We start from the raw sequence: 17116 nt of genomic DNA, 5'->3' as shown, positions 1-17116 counted from the left end.
CACCATGTCCGCCCCTGCCCGCATCGTCTGTGTCGTCGCCGCCCGCCCCAACCTGATGAAGATGGCGCCCATCCTGCGCGCGCTGAAGCAACCCGAGCATCATCTGCAGGCGCTGCTGGTGCACACCGGCCAGCACTACGACAGCGACATGGACGGCCAGTTCTTTGCCGCGCTGGGCATGGCCGCGCCGGATTACCAGCTCAAGGTAGGCTCGGCCAGCCACGCGGTGCAGACCGCCGAGGTGATGCGCCGCTTCGAGCCGGTGCTGGAACAGTCCGATCCGGCCGCCGTGCTGGTGGTCGGCGACGTCAACTCGACGCTGGCCTGCGCGCTGACGGCGGCCAAGATGAATATCCCGGTACTGCACGTGGAGGCCGGCCTGCGCAGCTACGACCGCGCGATGCCGGAGGAAATCAACCGCATCCTGACCGATCAGCTGTCGACGCTGCTGTTCACCAGCGAGTCCAGCGGCATGAGCAACCTGCTGCGCGAAGGCGTGGACCCGGCGCGCATCCATTTTGCCGGCAACGTCATGATCGACACGCTGCAACAACAGCTGCCGCGCGCCACCTCGGTAGCCGACGTGCTGCGCCAGGCGCACCTGGCCGGTTTCCTGGAGGACGACGCACAATACGCGCTGCTGACCCTGCACCGGCCATCCAACGTCGACGATCCGCGCCGCCTGCGCGCGCTGATGGAAACCATGGTCAGGCTCAGCGCCGACCTGCCGGTGCTGTTCCCGCTGCACCCGCGCACGCGCGACATGCTCAAGCGCCACGAGCTGACCGCCCTGCTGCAGACGCCGCGCATCGCCTGCCTGCCGCCGCAATCCTACCTGGACATGCTGGGCCTGATGAAGCATGCGCGGGTGGTGCTCACCGATTCCGGCGGCGTGCAGGAGGAAACCACGGCGCTGGGCGTGCCCTGCCTGACCTTGCGCGAAAACACCGAACGGCCGGTCACCGTCACCGAGGGCAGCAACGCCATCGCCGGCCGCGACCCGGCCGTGATCCTGGCGCTGAGCCGCGACATCCTGCGCTACGGCGGCAAGGCCGGCCGCATTCCGCAATTCTGGGATGGACATGCGGCCGAACGCATCGCCGGCCACATCGCCGGCTGGCTGGCAAACGAGCGGGAGCGCGGCTGATGCGCAACGCCCTGTCCATCGACGTCGAAGACTATTTCCAGGTCTCCGCCTTTGCCGGCCACATCGACCGCGCCGACTGGGACCGGCTGCCGTGCCGCGTCGAGCACAACGTCGACCGCATCCTCGGCCTGCTGGACCAGCACCACACCCACGCCACTTTTTTCACGCTGGGATGGATCGCCGAACGCTACCCGGCGCTGGTGCGCCGCATCGTCGCCGGCGGCCACGAGCTGGCCAGCCACGGCTACGCCCACCTGCGCGCCAGCGAGCAGACGCCGGCCCAGTTCGCCGACGACATCGTCCGCAGCAAGCATTTGCTGGAGCAGCTGTGTGGCCTGGCCGTGCTCGGCTACCGCGCGCCCAGCTTCTCCATCATGGAAGACAACCTGTGGGCGCTGGACAGCCTGCGCGAAGCGGGCTACCGCTACAGTTCCAGCATCTATCCGATCCAGCACGACCACTACGGCATGCCCGGCGGCAGCCGCTTCGCCTGGCGCCCGCGCGGCGACCAAGGCGTGCTGGAGCTGCCGGTCAGCACCGTGCGCATGCTGGGCCGCAACTGGCCGGCCGGCGGCGGCGGCTACTTCCGGCTGTTGCCGTACGCGGCCTCGCGCTGGGCCTTGCGGCGCATCAATTCGGCCGACGGCCAAGCTGGCATATTTTACTTTCACCCGTGGGAACTCGATCCCGGACAGCCCAGGCAGCGCGGCATCGCGCTCAAGACCAGGTTTCGCCACTACCTCAATCTGCACCGGATGGAGGCACGCGTGGCCCGCCTGCTGACCGACTTCCACTGGGGCCGCGTCGATCACATCTTTCTGGGGACAGCATGAAGCAATGGAGTGTCGGCACGATGGGGCCGCAGGATCGCGCGCGGTGGGATGCCTTTGTCCAGCGCTGCCCGAGCGCCACCTTCTTCCACCGCGCCGGCTGGCAGCGCGTGATCGAGGAGGCCTTCGGCCATCCCACCTGGTATTTGGTGGCCGAGTCCGAAGGCCGGATCGGCGCGATCCTGCCGCTGGCGCAGGTCAACAGCCGCCTGTTCGGCAACACCCTGTGCTCGCTGCCGTTCTGCGTCTACGGCGGAATCGCCGCGCTGGACGACGGCGCCGCCGCCGCGGTGGACCAGGCCGCCCAGCAGCTGGCGGCGCGGCTGCGGGTGGACCATCTCGAATACCGCCAGCTGCAATCGACGCACGCCGACTGGCTGCACAAGGACCTGTACGCCACGTTCCGCAAGCCGCTGCTGGCCGACAACGAACGCAACATGCTGGCCATCCCGCGCAAGCAGCGGGCGATGGTGCGCAAAGGCATCGCCGCCGGTCTCACCAGCGTGATCGACAACGGCACCGAAGACTTCTTCAATAATTACGCCACCAGCGTCCACCGGCTGGGCACGCCGGTCTTCAGCCGCCGCTATTTCCGCCTGCTGCAAGAGCAGTTCGGCCAGGACTGCGAAGTGCTGACGGTACGCCATGCCGGCAAGCCCGTCTGCTCGGTGCTGAGCTTCCATTTCCGCGAAGAAGTGCTGCCCTACTACGGCGGCGGCGGCGATGCCGCGCGTGTACTGGCCGGCAACGACTTCATGTACTGGGAGGTGATGCGCCGCGCCGCCGAACGGGGCTGCACGCTGTTTGACTTCGGACGCAGCAAATACGGCACCGGCGCCTTCGCCTTCAAGAAGAACTGGGGCTTCGAGCCGCAGCCCCTGCGCTACGACTACCAGCTGCACCGCGGCAAGCGGCTGAAGGACGTGCAGCCGCTCAATCCGCGCCTGCAAGTGCTGATCAAGGCGTGGCGTTTGATGCCCTTGTCGCTGGCCAACGCCATTGGTCCGCACATCGTGCGCCAGCTGGGATAGCGCCATGCGCGACCTGCTGTTTTTGGCCCACCGCATCCCTTTTCCTCCGAACAAGGGCGACAAGATCCGCGCCTATCACACGCTGCGTTACCTGCGGCAGCACTTCCGCGTCCACCTCGGCTGCTTCGTCGACGACGCCGCCGACCTCGCGTACGTGGAAGGCCTGGCTGCCGAGTGCGCCAGCAGTTGCTTCATCCGCCTGCATCCGCGCAGGGCCCGGCTAGCCAGCCTGCCGGCGCTGTGGCGTGGCGAAGCGCTCAGCCTGCCTTATTACCGCCATGCCGGCCTGCAGCGCTGGGTCGGCAAGACGCTGTCGCAATACCGTATCGCCACGGCGATGGCGTTCTCCGGGCCGATGGCGCAGTATCTGCCGGTCCGCACCGCGCACGGGCCGCTGGCGCGGGTGCTGGACCTGGTCGATGTCGACTCCGAAAAATGGCAGAACTACGCGGACAAGCGGCAATGGCCGTTGTCGTCGCTGTACCGGCGCGAAGGCCGCTGTCTGCTGGAATTTGAACGCGCAATGGCGCGCGGCGCGGAACAGGTGCTGCTGGTGTCGCGCGCCGAAGCCGCGCTGTTCAGGCTGCGCGCGCCGGAGTCCGCCCACAAGACTGGCCACTTCAACAATGGCGTCGACAGCGTGTATTTCTCGCCTCAGCCGTCGGTGCCGGATCCGTACGGCGGCGCGCGGGCGCTGGTGTTCACCGGCGCCATGGACTACCCGCCTAATATAGAAGCAGCCAGCTGGATGGCCGAGCGCATCATGCCCGCGCTGCGGTTGCAGTTTCCCGCGCTGCAATTCCATATCGTCGGCTCGCGCCCGGCCGCCGCGGTGCAGGCGCTGGCGAAGCGGCCCGGCATACACGTCAGCGGCACCGTGCCGGACGTGCGGCCCTACCTGCAGCACGCGGCGCTGGCGGTGGCGCCGCTGCAGATCGCGCGCGGCGTGCAGAACAAGATACTGGAAGCCATGGCGATGGAACGCACCGTGGTCGCCACGCCGCAGGCGCTGGAAGGCATTTCGGCGACGCCGGGAAGCGAAGTCATCAGCGCCTCCGGCGAAGGCGAATTCATCCGGCACATCAGCCGGCAACTGCTGTCGCCCGACGAGCTGGGCGCGGCCGCGCGGCGGCGCGTGCTGCTGGATTATCAATGGGAGCGCAATCTGCAACGGCTGGGCGCGGTGCTGGGCGTGGAGATGCCATCGCCCTCGCCATCCCCGGCGTCCTCCCCGGCGGAGTCGGCGCCATGAGCGTCGCCACGACATTGCTGCCGGCGGCTGAACCGGAGCAGACGGAGCCGGCTCAACAGCCGCTGCCGCCACCTTCGGCCACGCGCTGGCGCTACGGCCTGCTGATCGCCGCGCTGTGTGCGCTGTTGGGCATGTATCTGCCGACGGCGGCCGCCATGGCCGAGATCTGGTGGCGTTCGCAAACCTTTGCCCACGGTTTTCTGATACTGCCGGTGTGCCTGTGGCTGGTCTGGCGCCAGCGCGACCAGCTGGCCGCCGTCCCCTGTCGGCCGTCGCCGCCGATGCTGCTGGTGCTGGCCGCGTTGGGCGCCACGTGGATGCTGGCCGCCGTCGCCAACGTGCAGGTGCTGCAGCAATATATGCTGGTGTCGATGCTTGCTGTGACGGTCGCCGCCGTGCTTGGCTGGCGCTATGCGGCCGCGATCGCTTTTCCGCTAGCCTATCTGCTGCTGGCGGTGCCGTTCGGCGAGGTCTTCATTCCACCGCTGATCGAATTCACCACCCGCTTCACGGTGGGCGCGCTGCAAATGGTGGGCATACCCGTTTTCCAGGAAAACAATTATCTGGCTCTGCCCAGTGGCAACTGGTCGGTGGTCGAGGCCTGCAGCGGCCTGCGCTACCTGATCGCTTCGGTCGCGCTGGGCACGCTGTATGCCTACCTGACCTACCGCAGCCCGGTGCGGCGCGCGGCATTCATGGTGGTCGCCGTGGTGTTGCCGGTGCTGGCCAACGGCGTGCGCGCCTTCACCATCGTGCTGGTCGGCCACCTCAGCAACATGACGCTGGCGGTCGGCATCGACCACCTGATCTACGGCTGGGTGTTTTTCGGCCTGGTGTCGATGCTGATGTTCTGGACCGGCGCCCGCTGGCGCGAAGCCGCGCTGCCGCCGCCTGCCGAGTCGCCCGCGGCGACGGCGCCCTCGGCCACGCCGGCCGCCTTCGCCGCGATGGCGCTGGCGGCAGTGCTGGTGGCCGCCGTCTGGCCGCCGCTGGCCGGCACCGCCTTGCAAGCGGCGCCACCGGACCATGCACCGGAGGCCCGCTTGTCGCTGCTGCCGCCGCCTCCGCCGTGGCGCACCGCCGACATGGCGCCCAACGACTGGCATGTGCTGCACCGCGGCCAGCCGCAGCGCTGGCAGGCCAACTACCTCAATGGCGCCAGCAAGGTATCGCTGCAGCTGACCTGGTATCGCCACCAGTCCAAGGGCGATGAATTGCTGGCCCGCGTGTGGAACGCGCTGCCGCTTGACGGCCCCCAATGGAAGGAACTCGCCAGCGAACCGCGCACGGTGCGCGTCGGCAGCCGCAGCTTCACGGTGGAGCAAACCATCGTCCAGGCCGGTGCTGTCAAGCTGCTGGTGTGGCGCTGGTATCGCCAGGCCGGCGTCGACACCGACAGCCCCTTGCTGCTCAAGCTCTTGCTGGCGCGCAGCAAGCTGCTGGGCGGTGCCGACGGCGCCGCCGAAATCGCCCTCGCAGCCGGCTACGACGAACAGCCGGCCCAGGCCGCCGCAGCCATGCACAACCTGCTGACAGCCATGCTGCCCGCGATCGACCAGGGACTCGACCATGTCGCCGGCCGCTGACACCGAAAATCCACCTGTTGCGCCACTGATCGTCCACCTGATCCACAGGCTGGACGTGGGCGGCCTGGAAAACGGCCTGATCAACCTGATCAACAACCTGCCACCCGACCGCTATCGCCACGCCATCGTCTGCCTGCAGGACTACACCGACTACCACCTGCGCATCCGGCGGCCGGGCGTGGAAATCATCAGCATCAACAAGCGCGACGGCAAGGACTGGGGCCATTACCTGCGCCTGTTCCAGACCCTGAAGCGCTTGCGACCGCTGCTGGTACATACCCGCAACCTGTCCGGCATCGAAGGTCAGCTGCTGGCGGCGGCGGCCGGCGTGCGCCTGCGCGTGCACGGCGAGCATGGACGCGACATGAACGACCTGCACGGCCTGAGCCGCAAATACCGTTTGCTGCGCAAGCTGCTGCGCCCGCTGATCGGTCATTTCATCGCCGTCAGCAAGGACCTGGAAGCATGGCTGATCGGCACCATCGGCGCCCGTCCGCAGCGCGTGACCCATATCTGCAACGGCGTCGACAGCCTGCAGTTCCATCCACGCCTGGGCCCGCCGGCCGCCATCGGTCCGCCGGGCTTCCTGTGCGAGGACGCCTTCGTTATCGGCAGCGTGGGCCGCATGGTCGAGGTCAAGGATCATCTGTCGCTGGTGCAGGCCTTCGTACTGCTGATCGCCCAGCATGCGCTGCCGCGCGACCAGCTGCGGCTGCTGATCGTCGGCGACGGCCCGTGCAGACAGGCCTGCCTGGATCTGCTGCGCCAGGCCGGCATGAGCGAGCTGGCCTGGCTGCCGGGCGCGCGCGACGATATTCCGCAAATGCTGCGCGCCATGGACGTGTTCGTGCTGCCGTCGCTGGCCGAGGGCATGTCCAACACCATCCTGGAAGCGATGGCCACCGGCTTGCCGGTGGTCGCCACCGAGGTCGGCGGTAATTCCGACCTGGTCCATGGCGGCTGGACCGGCTCGCTGGTGCCGCCGCAATCGCCGGAGCTGCTGGCCGACGCCATTCTCGACTATTTCCATATGCCGGCCCTCGCCGCCAGCCACGGCCAGCGCGGCCGACGCCGTGTGCTGGCCGAATACAGCCTGGTGGCGATGGCCGATGCTTATCTTGCCGTCTACGACGCCCTCGCCGCTCCACCGCCACCTGATCGATGAAAGGACAGCCATGTGCGCCATCGCCGGAATTTATGACCTCCTCCGCCACCCGGATATCGACGCCAGCCTGCTGCTGGCGATGACCGACAGCCAGACCCATCGCGGCCCCGACCAGGGCGGCACGCACCTCGAAGCCGGCATCGGCCTGGGCCACCGGCGCTTGTCCATCATCGACCTGGGCGGCGGCCAGCAGCCGCTGTTCAACGAAGACCACAGCGTGGTGGTGGTCTACAACGGCGAGATCTACAACTTCCAGGCGCTGGCGCGCGAGCTGCAGCAGTTCGGCCACATCTTCCGCACCCACAGCGACACAGAGGTCATCGTGCACGCGTGGGAACAATGGGGCGAGCGCTGCGTCGAGCACTTCCGCGGCATGTTTGCCTTCGCGCTGTGGGACCGCCGGCAGCAGGCGCTGTTCCTCGCGCGCGACCGGCTCGGCGTCAAGCCGCTGCACTACGCGCTGCTGGACGACGGGCAACTGCTGTTCGCCTCCGAGATGAAGGCGCTGCTGCTGCATCCGGGGCTGCGCCGCGAGCTCGACCCGCTGGCCGTGGAAGAGTATTTCGCCTACGGCTACATCCCCGAGCCGCGCACCATTTTCCGCCAGATCCGCAAGCTGGAACCCGGCCACACGCTGCTGCTGCGCAAGGGCGCCACGCTGGCCGCACCGCGCCGCTACTGGGACATTCCCTTCGCCGTGCGGCAGCCGGTCAGCGAGGAACAAGCCGCCGACGAGATGCTGGAGCGCCTGCGCGAAGCGGTGCGCATCCGGCTGGTGGCCGAGGTGCCGCTGGGCGCCTTCCTGTCCGGCGGCGTCGACTCCAGCGCCGTCGTGGCGATGATGGCGCGCGAGTCGGCCGAGCCGGTCAACACCTGCTCGATCTCGTTCGGCGACCCGCAATACGATGAAACGCCGTACGCCAACATGGTGGCCGAGCGCTACCGCACCCGCCACCACAGCCAGCGCGTGGAGCAGCACGAGATCAGCCTGGTCGACCGCCTGGCCGGCCTGTACGACGAGCCGTATGCCGACAGCTCGGCCTTGCCGACCTACCGCGTGTGCGGACTGGCGCGCCAGCGGGTGACGGTGGCCTTGTCCGGCGACGGCGGCGACGAGAACCTGGCCGGCTACCGCCGCTATCGCTACCACGTGCACGAAGAGCGCTTGCGCAGCATGCTGCCGCTGGGCGTGCGCAAGCCGCTGTTCGGCACGCTGGGACGGCTCTATCCCAAGGCCGACTGGGCGCCGCGTCCGCTGCGCGCCAAAACGACCTTCGAAGGGCTGGCGCGCGATTCGGTGGCGGCCTATTTCCACGGCATCTCGCTGATGAGCGACACCATGCGCGGCGCGCTGTTCAGCCCGGAACTGAAGCGGCAGCTGGGCGGCTACCAGGCGGTCGAGGTGCTGCGCCGCCACGCCGCCAACTGCCCCAGCGACCATCCGCTGTCGCGCGTGCAATACCTGGACCTGAAGACCTACCTGCCCGGCGACATCCTGACCAAGGTCGACCGCGCCAGCATGGCCCACGGCCTGGAGGTGCGTGTGCCGCTGCTCGATCATCAACTGGTCGAATGGATGTCCAGCCTGCCGCCGACGCTCAAGCTGCGCGGCGGCGTCGGCAAATACCTGTTCAAGCGCGGCCTCGAGCAATTGCTGCCGCGCGAACTGCTGTACCGCAACAAGATGGGCTTCTCGGTGCCGCTGGCCGAATGGTTCCGCGGTCCGCTGCGGGCGCATCTGGAGAGCAGCCTCGGCAGCCCGGTGCTGGCCGACTGCGGCATGTTCAACCTCGGCTACGTGCGCGAGCTGATGGCGCAGCACCTGTCCGGCCGGCGCGATCACAGCGCTGCGCTGTGGTCGTTGTTGATGTTCGAATCGTTCCTGCGCCAATTGCCCGCGGCGGCGCCGCGCAACCTGATCAGGCAGGCCGCATGAAACAGCCACTACACGTACTGCACATCCTCGACCATTCGCTGCCGCTGCACAGCGGTTATACCTTCCGCACGCTGGCGATCCTGCGCCAGCAGCGCGCGCTGGGCTGGCGCACCACTCACCTGACCAGCGCCAAGCAAGGCGACGCGGCGGCGCAGGAAGTCGATGGCTGGCACTTCCTGCGCACGCCGCCGCTGCGGGCCTGGTGGACGGCGCTGCCGGTGCTGGGTCAGCTGGGCGTGGTCATCGGACTGTACCGGCGCCTGCTGCAAGTTGCGGCGACGACCAAGCCGCATATCCTGCACGCCCACTCGCCGGCGCTGAACGCCCTGGCCGCGTTGCGGGTCGGCCGCAAGCTGGGCATCCCGGTAGTCTACGAAATCCGCGCATTCTGGGAAGACGCCGCCGTCGACCACGGCACCAGCCGGGCCGGCGGCCTGCGCTACCGCATCTCGCGCGCGTTGGAAAGCCATGTGCTGCGGCGCGCCGACGCCGTCACCACCATCTGCGAAGGCTTGCGCACCGACATCGTCGCGCGCGGCATCGCGGCGGCCAAGGTCACCGTTATTCCGAATTCTGTCGACAGCGTGCTATTTCCGCAGGCGCGCCCGCCGGACGGCGTGTTGGCCCGTTCGCTGGGCCTGGGCGGCGGTCCGGTGCTGGGTTTTCTCGGCTCGTTCTATGCCTACGAGGGCCTGGCGTTGCTGATCGGTGCCATGCCGCGCATGCTGGCCGTGTTGCCGGGACTGCAACTGCTGCTGGTCGGCGGCGGCCCGCAGGACCTGGCGCTGCGCGCGCTGGTGGCCAAGCTGGGCCTGCAAGGCAAGGTTATCTTCAGCGGCCGCGTGGCGCACGACAAGGTCGCCGATTATTATGGGTTGACCGACATCCTGGTCTATCCGCGCCTGCCGATGCGGCTCACCGAACTGGTCACACCGCTCAAGCCGCTGGAGGCGATGGCGCAGGGGCTGCTGGTCGTGGCCTCCGATGTCGGCGGCCACCGGGAACTGGTCCAGCACGGCAAGACCGGCATCCTGTTCAAGGCCGGCGACGCCGAAGCGTTGGCGGAACAAGTGATACAGCTGGTGCGCCAGGCCGATACCTGGCCCTTGCTGCGCCGGCAAGCGCGCGCCTACGTCGAGAGCGAGCGCAACTGGGCCGCCAGCGTCGCCCGCTATGGCCCGATCTACCAGCGCCTCACGGCGCAAGCGTCATGAGCCGTCCGCCTTGCAATGACAGCAGCACCGTCGCCATGGCCGGGCTGCGCATCGCGCTGATCGGCCCGCTGCCGCCGCCGGCCGGGGGCATGGCCAACCAGACGGTCCAGCTGCACGCCCTGCTGCGCGCGGCCGGCGCCGAGGTCGAGCTGGTGCGCGTCAATCCGCCGTGGGCGCCGCACTGGGTTGCCGGCATCCGCGGCCTGCGCGCCGCGCTGCGCCTGCCGCCCTACCTGTGGCGGCTGTGGCGCGCCGCCGGACAGGCGCAGCTGCTGCACGTGATGGCCAATTCCGGCTGGTCGTGGCATCTGTACGCGGCGCCGGCGATCTGGATCGGCCGTCTGCGTGGCAAAGGCGTGGTGGTCAACTATCGCGGCGGCGAGGCCGAGGCCTTCCTCGCCCGCAGTGCCGGCCTGGTCGGCTTCAGCATCCGCCGCGCGCACGCGGTCGTCGTGCCGTCAGCCTTCCTGTCCGGCGTGTTCGGGCGGCACGACATGGCCACGCAAATCGTGCCCAACATCGTCGACCTGCAGCGTTTTGGGCCGGCCCGGAATGTGCCGGGACGGGGTGAAATCCTGATCGCACGTCATCTGGAAGCGCTGTACGACCATGCCACGGCGCTGCGCGCCTTCGCGCTGGTGCGGCGCGAACTGCCGCGAGCCCGGCTGACCATTTGCGGCGAAGGCCCCGAGCTTGAACGCTTGAAACAGCTGTCGCGGGAACTGCGGCTGGACGACGCCGTGCACTTCGCCGGCAAGACCGGCCACGCCGCGATGGCCGGGATCTACCGGCGCAGCGACCTGATGCTCAATCCCAGCCTGGCCGACAACATGCCCAATTCCGTGCTGGAAGCCTGGGCCAGCGGCGTGCCGGTGGTCAGCACCAATGTCGGCGGCATTCCGCATCTGATCAGCGACCAGGTCACCGGCCTGCTGGTGCCGCCCGGCGACCATGCCGCCATGGCGCAGGCGATGCTGGCCGTGCTGCGTGACCGGGAGCTGGCCAAGGCGCTGGCGTCCGCCGGCCTTGACGAAGCCCGCCGCTATACATGGAACAATGTCGCGCCTTTGCTGATGGCGCAATACCGCCGCGTGCTGAAGCGCCCGCCGGCCTTCGGCTACACGGCGCTGGTGTCCTCGCTGCTGTTCCCCGTGCATGAGCTGCTCAAGCGGCACCGCAGCGTCGCCCTGCGGCGGCGCATGGAGCACACCCAGTGGTGGCCGCAGGCGCAATTGCAGGAATTGCAGCTGCAGCGCCTGCGCGCCCTGCTGCTGCATGCCTCCGAGCACGTGCCGTATTTCCGCCAGCTGTACGCGCGCATCGATTTCGACGCCAGCCAGGTCAGGGACTTGAGCGCGCTGCGCCGCCTGCCCATCCTGAACAAGGCCGACATCAACGGCGGCCGCGACGACTTCATCGCCGACAACGCCGGTCCGCTGCAGCGCTTCAACACGGGCGGCTCCAGCGGCGAGCCACTGATCTTCTACCAAGGCAAGGAGCGCGTCAGCCATGACGTCGCCGCCAAGTGGCGCGCCACGCGCTGGTGGGGCGTCGACATCGGCGATCCCGAAGCCCTGATGTGGGGCTCGCCGATCGAGCTCAACGCGCAGGACCGCTGGCGCAGCCGCCGCGACCGCCTGCTGCGCAGCCTGCTGCTGCCGGCGTTCGACCTGTCCGCCGCGCGGCTGGACGACTATCTGGACAAGTTGCGGCGCCAGCGTCCGGCGATGCTGTTCGGCTATCCGTCTGCCATGTGCGTGCTGGTGCGGCACGCGCAGACGCGCGGCGTCAAGTTGGACGGACTGGGCGTCAAAGTCGTGTTCGTCACCGCCGAGCGCCTGTACGACGAGCAGCGCAGCCTGCTGGAGAATGCGTTCGCCGCGCCGGTCGCCAACGGCTACGGCGGCCGCGACGCCGGTTTTCTTGCCCACGAGTGTCCGGAAGGTGGGCTGCACATCACGGCCGAAGACGTGATCATTGAAATCGTCAATGCGCAAGGCGCGCCGGTGGCGCCGGGCGACAGCGGCGCCATCGTCGTCACCCATCTGGCCAGCGCGGATTTCCCGTTCATCCGCTACGCCACCGGCGACGTGGGCTCGCTCGACACCCGCCAGTGCCCATGCGGACGCGGCCTGCCCTTGCTGAAACGGGTCGAGGGCCGGGTCACCGATTTCGTCGTCGCGCTCGACGGCACCGTCATGCACGGCCTGGCGCTGATCTACGTGCTGCGCGACCTGCCGCAGGTGCGCGCCTTCAAGATCATCCAGGAAAGCCTGGAACTCACCCGCGTGCTGCTGGTGAGCGTGGACGGCTTGCCGCAGGCCGTGCACCTGAGCATCGTCAGCCAGTTCCGCGCGCGCCTGGGTGCGACGGTAAGCATATCGATCGAGGAAGTAGCGGAGATTCCGGCGGAAGCGTCCGGAAAACACCGTTATGTCGTCAGTAAAATCGCCGCCAAATAAAGAGATACCAACATGCCTATACTTGCCTATGCCGTCGTGACTCTGTTGCTGGCGATCACGCTCTACACGCTGCACAAGCTGCGGCGCGTGCACATCCTGCTGCACGATTTCCGCGACCAAAGCCGCAACGACCAGGTCGGCATGTTCCGGCAACTGGAGGCGCTGCAAGGCCTGTACATCGAGCTGGACATGAAGAAAAGCCTGCCGCCGACGCGCGGCTGGGCGGCGTCGCCGGACTTCCTGCTGGAAGTGGCGCGCCAGGCGCGCACCATGCCAGGCGCAACCGTGGTTGAATGCAGCAGCGGCACGTCGACGCTGGTGCTGGCCCGGTGCATGCAGCTGAACGGCGCCGGCAAGGTCTACAGCCTGGAGCACGACGCTCATTTCGCCGCGCAAACCCGCGCCCAGTTGCGCCGGCTCGGCCTGCAGGAATGGGCGCAGGTGGTCGACGCGCCCTTGCAGCCTTACAATCTGGATGGGCAGTCGTGGCCCTGGTATGACCTGTCCGGATTGCCTACCCAGCTGAATATCGACCTGCTGGTCATCGACGGCCCGCCGTTGGCCACGCGCACGCTGGCGCGCTATCCGGCCGGCCCCTTGCTGTTCCCGAAGCTGAACGCCGGCGCCGCCGTCTACCTGGACGACTCGGCGCGTCGCGATGAGCAGTCGATTTTGCGGCGGTGGCAAGAAGAATTCCCAGCGCTGGCGCAATCGGCCAGCAGCTGCGAGAAAGGCTGCGCGGTGCTGCGCAAATCTTAATGTTCGGCCACGATCGCCCGCACCATCCGGGTTTCTTCCGGATGTTGCAGCTGGTAGCGGTCGCGTCCCGTGTGTCCCCGCGCGAGGTGGGCGGCGATGGTGGCCGGCGTCAGCTCCACGCCAAAGTCCTCCGGCACGCCGGCGCCGTCGCCGAACATGCGGCTCAATATCATCTGCCCGACATTCTTGCGGTAGTGCGATGGTTCCCAGTAATACACCATGTCCGGCCTGCTGCTAACCTGCGGTATCGACTCCGTGGTCACGCTGTTGAACCCTGAAAAATCATAAATTCTTACGTCGCAGCCGCGCGCGCGGTGCCGGGCGCCGAGATCGGCCAGTTGCGTCTGCCAATTTTCCAGTTCCGGCCACTTACCGGCCCAATACAAGGCGTCGCTGGTCATCGCATGGGTGGGATTGACGTACAGCCGCACGCTGGTCCCTCCACGGCATAGCCCGGCCACGCTGTCGTCAAGCGCCTGCATGGCCTCGGCCGTCGGGCCGGTGCCGCGGATGTATTCCCGCACGCGTGGCACGATGGCGGTCTTGGTCCCGCCCCAGCCATCGATACGTTCGCGCATGCAGACGTCGTCGCGCTGGCCTTGCAGGGCCAGACTGGAGCGGCAATTGCCGCTGAACGTGCCCTTCAGCAGACGGATCGAATCGGCCGTCATGTCCAGCGTGATCGCCCGTTTAAGGTTGAGCAAGGCGCGCCGCCACAGATACAGCGGCCCCTTGGCCACCAGCTCGCGGTCGAAGTCGGTATTGCCGATCTCCATCGAGAAGGACGGTGCGTCGATGCCCCACGCCACGGCTTTCAGGTTGCCCACGGTCGCCGCATGGCGCACCATCGCCATGGCGTCGCTGAGGGAGGCGCCGGACAGGGCGCCGTTGAACACCTCCTGTCCGGCAAACGCGGCGATCCCGGTCGGCAGGCCCAGCTCAGTGCGAGAATTGCCGACATAGACGATCGCGGGCTTGAATCGCGCCAGCGCATAAGTCTTGCCCCAGGCGCTGAGCCGCTCCCGGCCCGGCTGCATGCGCTGCAGCTCCGGCGTGTTCCATTGATGGATCAGATAGGGATCCAGTTGATAGTTGAGCGCCGCCACCGTGCCGATCACCGCCGCGCTGCAGGCGACCAGGATCGTCACGTAACTACGCCATTCCGCGTTCGAGTGTGTGCTCATGATCAGAATTGAAAGTATAGGAATTCGCTGACCCGGTTCATGCTGAACACGCAGCCCAGGAACAGCAACGAGAACGCCAGACTCCACGCCATGCGCGGACGCCAAGCCCACAGCAGGCTGCCCTTGCGATGAAAGATCTGTTCGACGCAGGGCGCGTAATGGCGGAAAATTTCTTGCGTATTCGGCGCGACGAACGCCAGCAACATCGCCAGCAGCAATACCGGAATGCCGGCGCCGCTGAAATCGATCCAGCGTATGCCGGTGAAGCTGGCGTGCGCCGGCAGATACGCCGCGTAGGCGGCCAGGCCATGCGGTAAGGCCAGCCCGTTGACTCCCACCATGCCGCTCAGGACGCCGCCGGCCGTTTCCAGGTCGGGCGCGCGGAACACCACCCACGCGGCCAGCACCGCCAGGAAGGTCAGCGCCCTGCCCCACAGGCGCGGCGCCCGCTGGCCGACGAGTGCGGTCCAGCCCTGGTGCGCGACCAGATACAGGCCGTGCAAGCCGCCCCACACGACGAACGACCAGCCGGCGCCGTGCCACAGGCCGCCCAGCAGCATGGTCAGCATCAGGTTGCGGACGCGGCGCGCGGCGCCATGGCGGTTGCCGCCCAGCGGCACGTATAAATAGTCGCGCAGGAAACGCGACAGCGTCATGTGCCAGCGCCGCCAGAACTCGGCGATGTTGGCCGCCTGGTACGGCGAATTGAAGTTCAGCGGCAGCTTCACGCCGAACAGCCGCGACAGGCCGATCGCCATGTCGGAATAGCCGGAAAAATCGAAATATAGCTGGAACGCATAGGCCAGCGCGCCTATCCACGCCTCCACCAGCTGCGGATGCGCGCCCGCCGCGAACACCGGCGCGACCAGCGTCGACAGCGGATCGGCCAACAGCACCTTCTTGGCCAGCCCCATGACGAAAATCGACAGGCCGACGGCAAAGTCTGCCGCATGCAGGCCGGGACGCTGCTCGAATTGCGGCATCATCTCCTTGTGGTGCAGCACCGGCCCCGCGATCAGGTGCGGGAAATAGCTGACGAACAAGGTGTAATGCCAAAACCTGTATTCGCCGGCCAGGCCACGATAGCAATCGACCAGGAATGCGATCTGCGTGAAGGTGAAGAAGGATATGCCGATCGGCAGCACCACCGCCCAGCCATGCAGATGCGTATGCGCCAGCGCGTTGACGCTGTCGAGGAAGAAATTGGCGTACTTGTAGTAGCCCAGCAGCAGCAGGTTGGCCGTCAGAGCAAGCACCAGCCAGCGCTTGCGGTTGGTGGGCACCGCCGCGACGATGCGCCGCGCCGCCAGGTAATTGAAGACGATGGACGCCATCAGCAAGGGCAGATAGCGCACGTCCCAATAGCCGTAGAAGAACAGCGAGGCCAGCGCCAGCCAGCCGGTCGCCCAGCGCGGCCGCCAGCGCGCCAACACCGCATACCCGGCCAGCACCAGCGGCAGGTACAGGAACAGGAAGCTGAAGGAATTAAACAACACGGCAAGCCTCCTGCTGTTGCACCTCGGTGTAGCAGGCGACGATCTGCTCGGCCACCCGTTGCCAGCTGTAGCGCTCGACCAGCGCCCGCACGGCTGCGCGCTCGGGCGGACGCTCGGCCAGCTGCGTCAGCGCCAGCCGCATGCCGGCGCTGTCCTTCCAGCGCAGCTGCTTCAGTGCAAAAGCGCTGTCGGGCAGGCTGAGCGCGCTTTCGTCGGTCATGACGACCGGCGTGCCGGCCGCCAGCGCCTCCAGCACCGACAGCGGAAACACCTCGCCCTGGCTGGGCAGCGCCAGTACCGAGGCGGCGGCATAGGCGCTGGCCAGCAGCGGATCGGCATGTTCCAGCTGTCCCAGCCAGCGCACGCGCGGCATCGCCAGCAGCTGCTGCAGATAGCCCTGGTGCTGGCGCTGGGCTCGCCCTATCAGCACCACCGGCAAGCCGGTGCCGGCCAGGGCCTGCAGCAGTCCCAGCTGATTCTTGTACGGGGAAATCGCCCCGACCATCAGCACGAAGGGGCCGCTCAGGCCGGTATGCTGGCGAAACTTGTCCGGCTGGGCGTCGAAGAAATGCGGGCTGATGCCATTTGGCAGCACGCGTACCTTTTCCCTCGGTGTATGGAATGCGCGGACGATGGCGTCCCGCTCGGCCGCGCCCAGCGCGATCACCAGCTGCGACAGCTGCAGCGCGCGCTTGATCTGCGCGTAGCTGGTTTGCACGTTCCAGCCGGTGATCCTGCCGGCCAGGCGATCGGCCAGGCGCGCACGCATGCCGTCCAGCCGGCTCCAGCCGGGAGACAGCACGGCCGACAGGACCAGCGGCACGCCCAGCTCCGCCGCCAGCTCCACCAGCCGGTGGTTGCCGTTGATGGCGGAGAACACATGGATCAGATCGAACTGATCCAGCCGCTGCCGGTTCGGATCGACCAGTTCCACCCGCAAGCCGGGCACGGACAGCCGCTGCAACGCCGCGATGGTCGAACTTACCTGTATCTGCAAGCCGCCCTCGCGCTGGAACAGCATCGGATAGGAGAGGATGCCCACGCGCATAAATGA

13 protein-coding genes are annotated in these 17116 nt (G+C 67.6%); 10 read left to right on the top strand and 3 right to left on the bottom strand.

Features of this window, described 5'->3' with window-relative positions:
* Positions 1-4 precede the first annotated feature (4 nt).
* The 10 genes from wecB to ACCD07_RS19360 are packed head-to-tail and all read left to right on the top strand — an operon-like array spanning position 5 to position 13382.
* Positions 5-1147, top strand: a complete 1143-nt coding sequence (gene wecB / locus ACCD07_RS19405) for a non-hydrolyzing UDP-N-acetylglucosamine 2-epimerase (RefSeq protein WP_413448285.1) — start codon at positions 5-7, stop codon at positions 1145-1147.
* The gene (locus tag ACCD07_RS19400) at positions 1147-1980 is read left to right on the top strand and encodes an XrtA system polysaccharide deacetylase (protein ID WP_176650850.1); all 834 of its coding nucleotides are present in this window, start codon (positions 1147-1149) and stop codon (positions 1978-1980) included. Before wecB ends, ACCD07_RS19400 begins: the two co-directional genes overlap by 1 nt.
* Positions 1977-3008 (top strand): FemAB family XrtA/PEP-CTERM system-associated protein, encoded by a 1032-nt coding sequence (locus tag ACCD07_RS19395; protein ID WP_353398805.1) that lies wholly within the window; start codon positions 1977-1979, stop codon positions 3006-3008. Before ACCD07_RS19400 ends, ACCD07_RS19395 begins: the two co-directional genes overlap by 4 nt.
* 4 nt (positions 3009-3012) lie before the next feature.
* On the top strand, positions 3013-4260 hold the full coding sequence (locus ACCD07_RS19390; protein ID WP_413448284.1) for a TIGR03087 family PEP-CTERM/XrtA system glycosyltransferase: 1248 nt from the start codon (positions 3013-3015) through the stop codon (positions 4258-4260).
* Positions 4257-5846 (top strand): exosortase A, encoded by a 1590-nt coding sequence (xrtA, locus tag ACCD07_RS19385; RefSeq protein ID WP_353398799.1) that lies wholly within the window; start codon positions 4257-4259, stop codon positions 5844-5846. Before ACCD07_RS19390 ends, xrtA begins: the two co-directional genes overlap by 4 nt.
* Positions 5830-7011, top strand: a complete 1182-nt coding sequence (locus ACCD07_RS19380; protein ID WP_413448283.1) for a TIGR03088 family PEP-CTERM/XrtA system glycosyltransferase — start codon at positions 5830-5832, stop codon at positions 7009-7011. Before xrtA ends, ACCD07_RS19380 begins: the two co-directional genes overlap by 17 nt.
* 10 nt (positions 7012-7021) lie before the next feature.
* Positions 7022-8947 (top strand): XrtA/PEP-CTERM system amidotransferase, encoded by a 1926-nt coding sequence (locus tag ACCD07_RS19375; protein WP_413448282.1) that lies wholly within the window; start codon positions 7022-7024, stop codon positions 8945-8947.
* Entirely contained in the window at positions 8944-10161 is a 1218-nt protein-coding gene (locus tag ACCD07_RS19370) for a TIGR04063 family PEP-CTERM/XrtA system glycosyltransferase (protein ID WP_413448281.1), read from the top strand. The genes ACCD07_RS19375 and ACCD07_RS19370 overlap by 4 nt, the downstream gene beginning before the upstream one ends.
* Positions 10158-12623 (top strand): glycosyltransferase, encoded by a 2466-nt coding sequence (locus ACCD07_RS19365; RefSeq protein ID WP_413448280.1) that lies wholly within the window; start codon positions 10158-10160, stop codon positions 12621-12623. The genes ACCD07_RS19370 and ACCD07_RS19365 overlap by 4 nt, the downstream gene beginning before the upstream one ends.
* Positions 12624-12635: 12 nt before the next feature.
* Positions 12636-13382: a class I SAM-dependent methyltransferase gene (locus ACCD07_RS19360; protein WP_176650843.1), complete on the top strand. Its 747-nt coding sequence runs from the start codon at positions 12636-12638 to the stop codon at positions 13380-13382.
* Here ACCD07_RS19360 and ACCD07_RS19355 read toward each other — a convergent pair.
* From ACCD07_RS19355 to ACCD07_RS19345, 3 genes are read right to left on the bottom strand one after another with little or no spacing between them, the layout of a single operon-like run.
* Positions 13379-14566 (bottom strand): hypothetical protein, encoded by a 1188-nt coding sequence (locus ACCD07_RS19355; protein ID WP_413448279.1) that lies wholly within the window; start codon positions 14564-14566, stop codon positions 13379-13381. The genes ACCD07_RS19360 and ACCD07_RS19355 overlap by 4 nt on opposite strands.
* Positions 14567-14568: 2 nt before the next feature.
* The gene (locus ACCD07_RS19350) at positions 14569-16062 is read right to left on the bottom strand and encodes an MBOAT family O-acyltransferase (protein ID WP_413448278.1); all 1494 of its coding nucleotides are present in this window, start codon (positions 16060-16062) and stop codon (positions 14569-14571) included.
* The gene (locus tag ACCD07_RS19345) at positions 16052-17110 is read right to left on the bottom strand and encodes a glycosyltransferase (RefSeq protein ID WP_413448277.1); all 1059 of its coding nucleotides are present in this window, start codon (positions 17108-17110) and stop codon (positions 16052-16054) included. Before ACCD07_RS19345 ends, ACCD07_RS19350 begins: the two co-directional genes overlap by 11 nt.
* Between the last annotated feature and the right edge of the window lie 6 nt (positions 17111-17116).

This window comes from Duganella sp. Dugasp56 (assembly GCF_047304105.1).
Taxonomy (GTDB): Bacteria; Pseudomonadota; Gammaproteobacteria; order Burkholderiales; family Burkholderiaceae_D; genus Rugamonas; species Rugamonas hordei.
Note: the sequence above shows the minus strand (reverse complement) of the source record. Positions and strands in the feature narration are given on the sequence as shown.

What these genes read in the sequence shown, in the direction of transcription:
- ACCD07_RS19345 (WP_413448277.1), bottom strand. Translation starts at nt 17,110, where the DNA reads ATGCGCGTGGGCATCCTCTCCTATCCGATGCTGTTCCAGCGCGAGGGC.
- ACCD07_RS19370 (WP_413448281.1), top strand. Translation starts at nt 8,944, where the DNA reads ATGAAACAGCCACTACACGTACTGCACATCCTCGACCATTCGCTGCCG.
- ACCD07_RS19400 (WP_176650850.1), top strand. Translation starts at nt 1,147, where the DNA reads ATGCGCAACGCCCTGTCCATCGACGTCGAAGACTATTTCCAGGTCTCC.
- ACCD07_RS19365 (WP_413448280.1), top strand. Translation starts at nt 10,158, where the DNA reads ATGAGCCGTCCGCCTTGCAATGACAGCAGCACCGTCGCCATGGCCGGG.
- ACCD07_RS19380 (WP_413448283.1), top strand. Translation starts at nt 5,830, where the DNA reads ATGTCGCCGGCCGCTGACACCGAAAATCCACCTGTTGCGCCACTGATC.
- xrtA (WP_353398799.1), top strand. Translation starts at nt 4,257, where the DNA reads ATGAGCGTCGCCACGACATTGCTGCCGGCGGCTGAACCGGAGCAGACG.
- ACCD07_RS19360 (WP_176650843.1), top strand. Translation starts at nt 12,636, where the DNA reads ATGCCTATACTTGCCTATGCCGTCGTGACTCTGTTGCTGGCGATCACG.
- ACCD07_RS19395 (WP_353398805.1), top strand. Translation starts at nt 1,977, where the DNA reads ATGAAGCAATGGAGTGTCGGCACGATGGGGCCGCAGGATCGCGCGCGG.
- wecB (WP_413448285.1), top strand. Translation starts at nt 5, where the DNA reads ATGTCCGCCCCTGCCCGCATCGTCTGTGTCGTCGCCGCCCGCCCCAAC.
- ACCD07_RS19375 (WP_413448282.1), top strand. Translation starts at nt 7,022, where the DNA reads ATGTGCGCCATCGCCGGAATTTATGACCTCCTCCGCCACCCGGATATC.
- ACCD07_RS19390 (WP_413448284.1), top strand. Translation starts at nt 3,013, where the DNA reads ATGCGCGACCTGCTGTTTTTGGCCCACCGCATCCCTTTTCCTCCGAAC.
- ACCD07_RS19355 (WP_413448279.1), bottom strand. Translation starts at nt 14,566, where the DNA reads ATGAGCACACACTCGAACGCGGAATGGCGTAGTTACGTGACGATCCTG.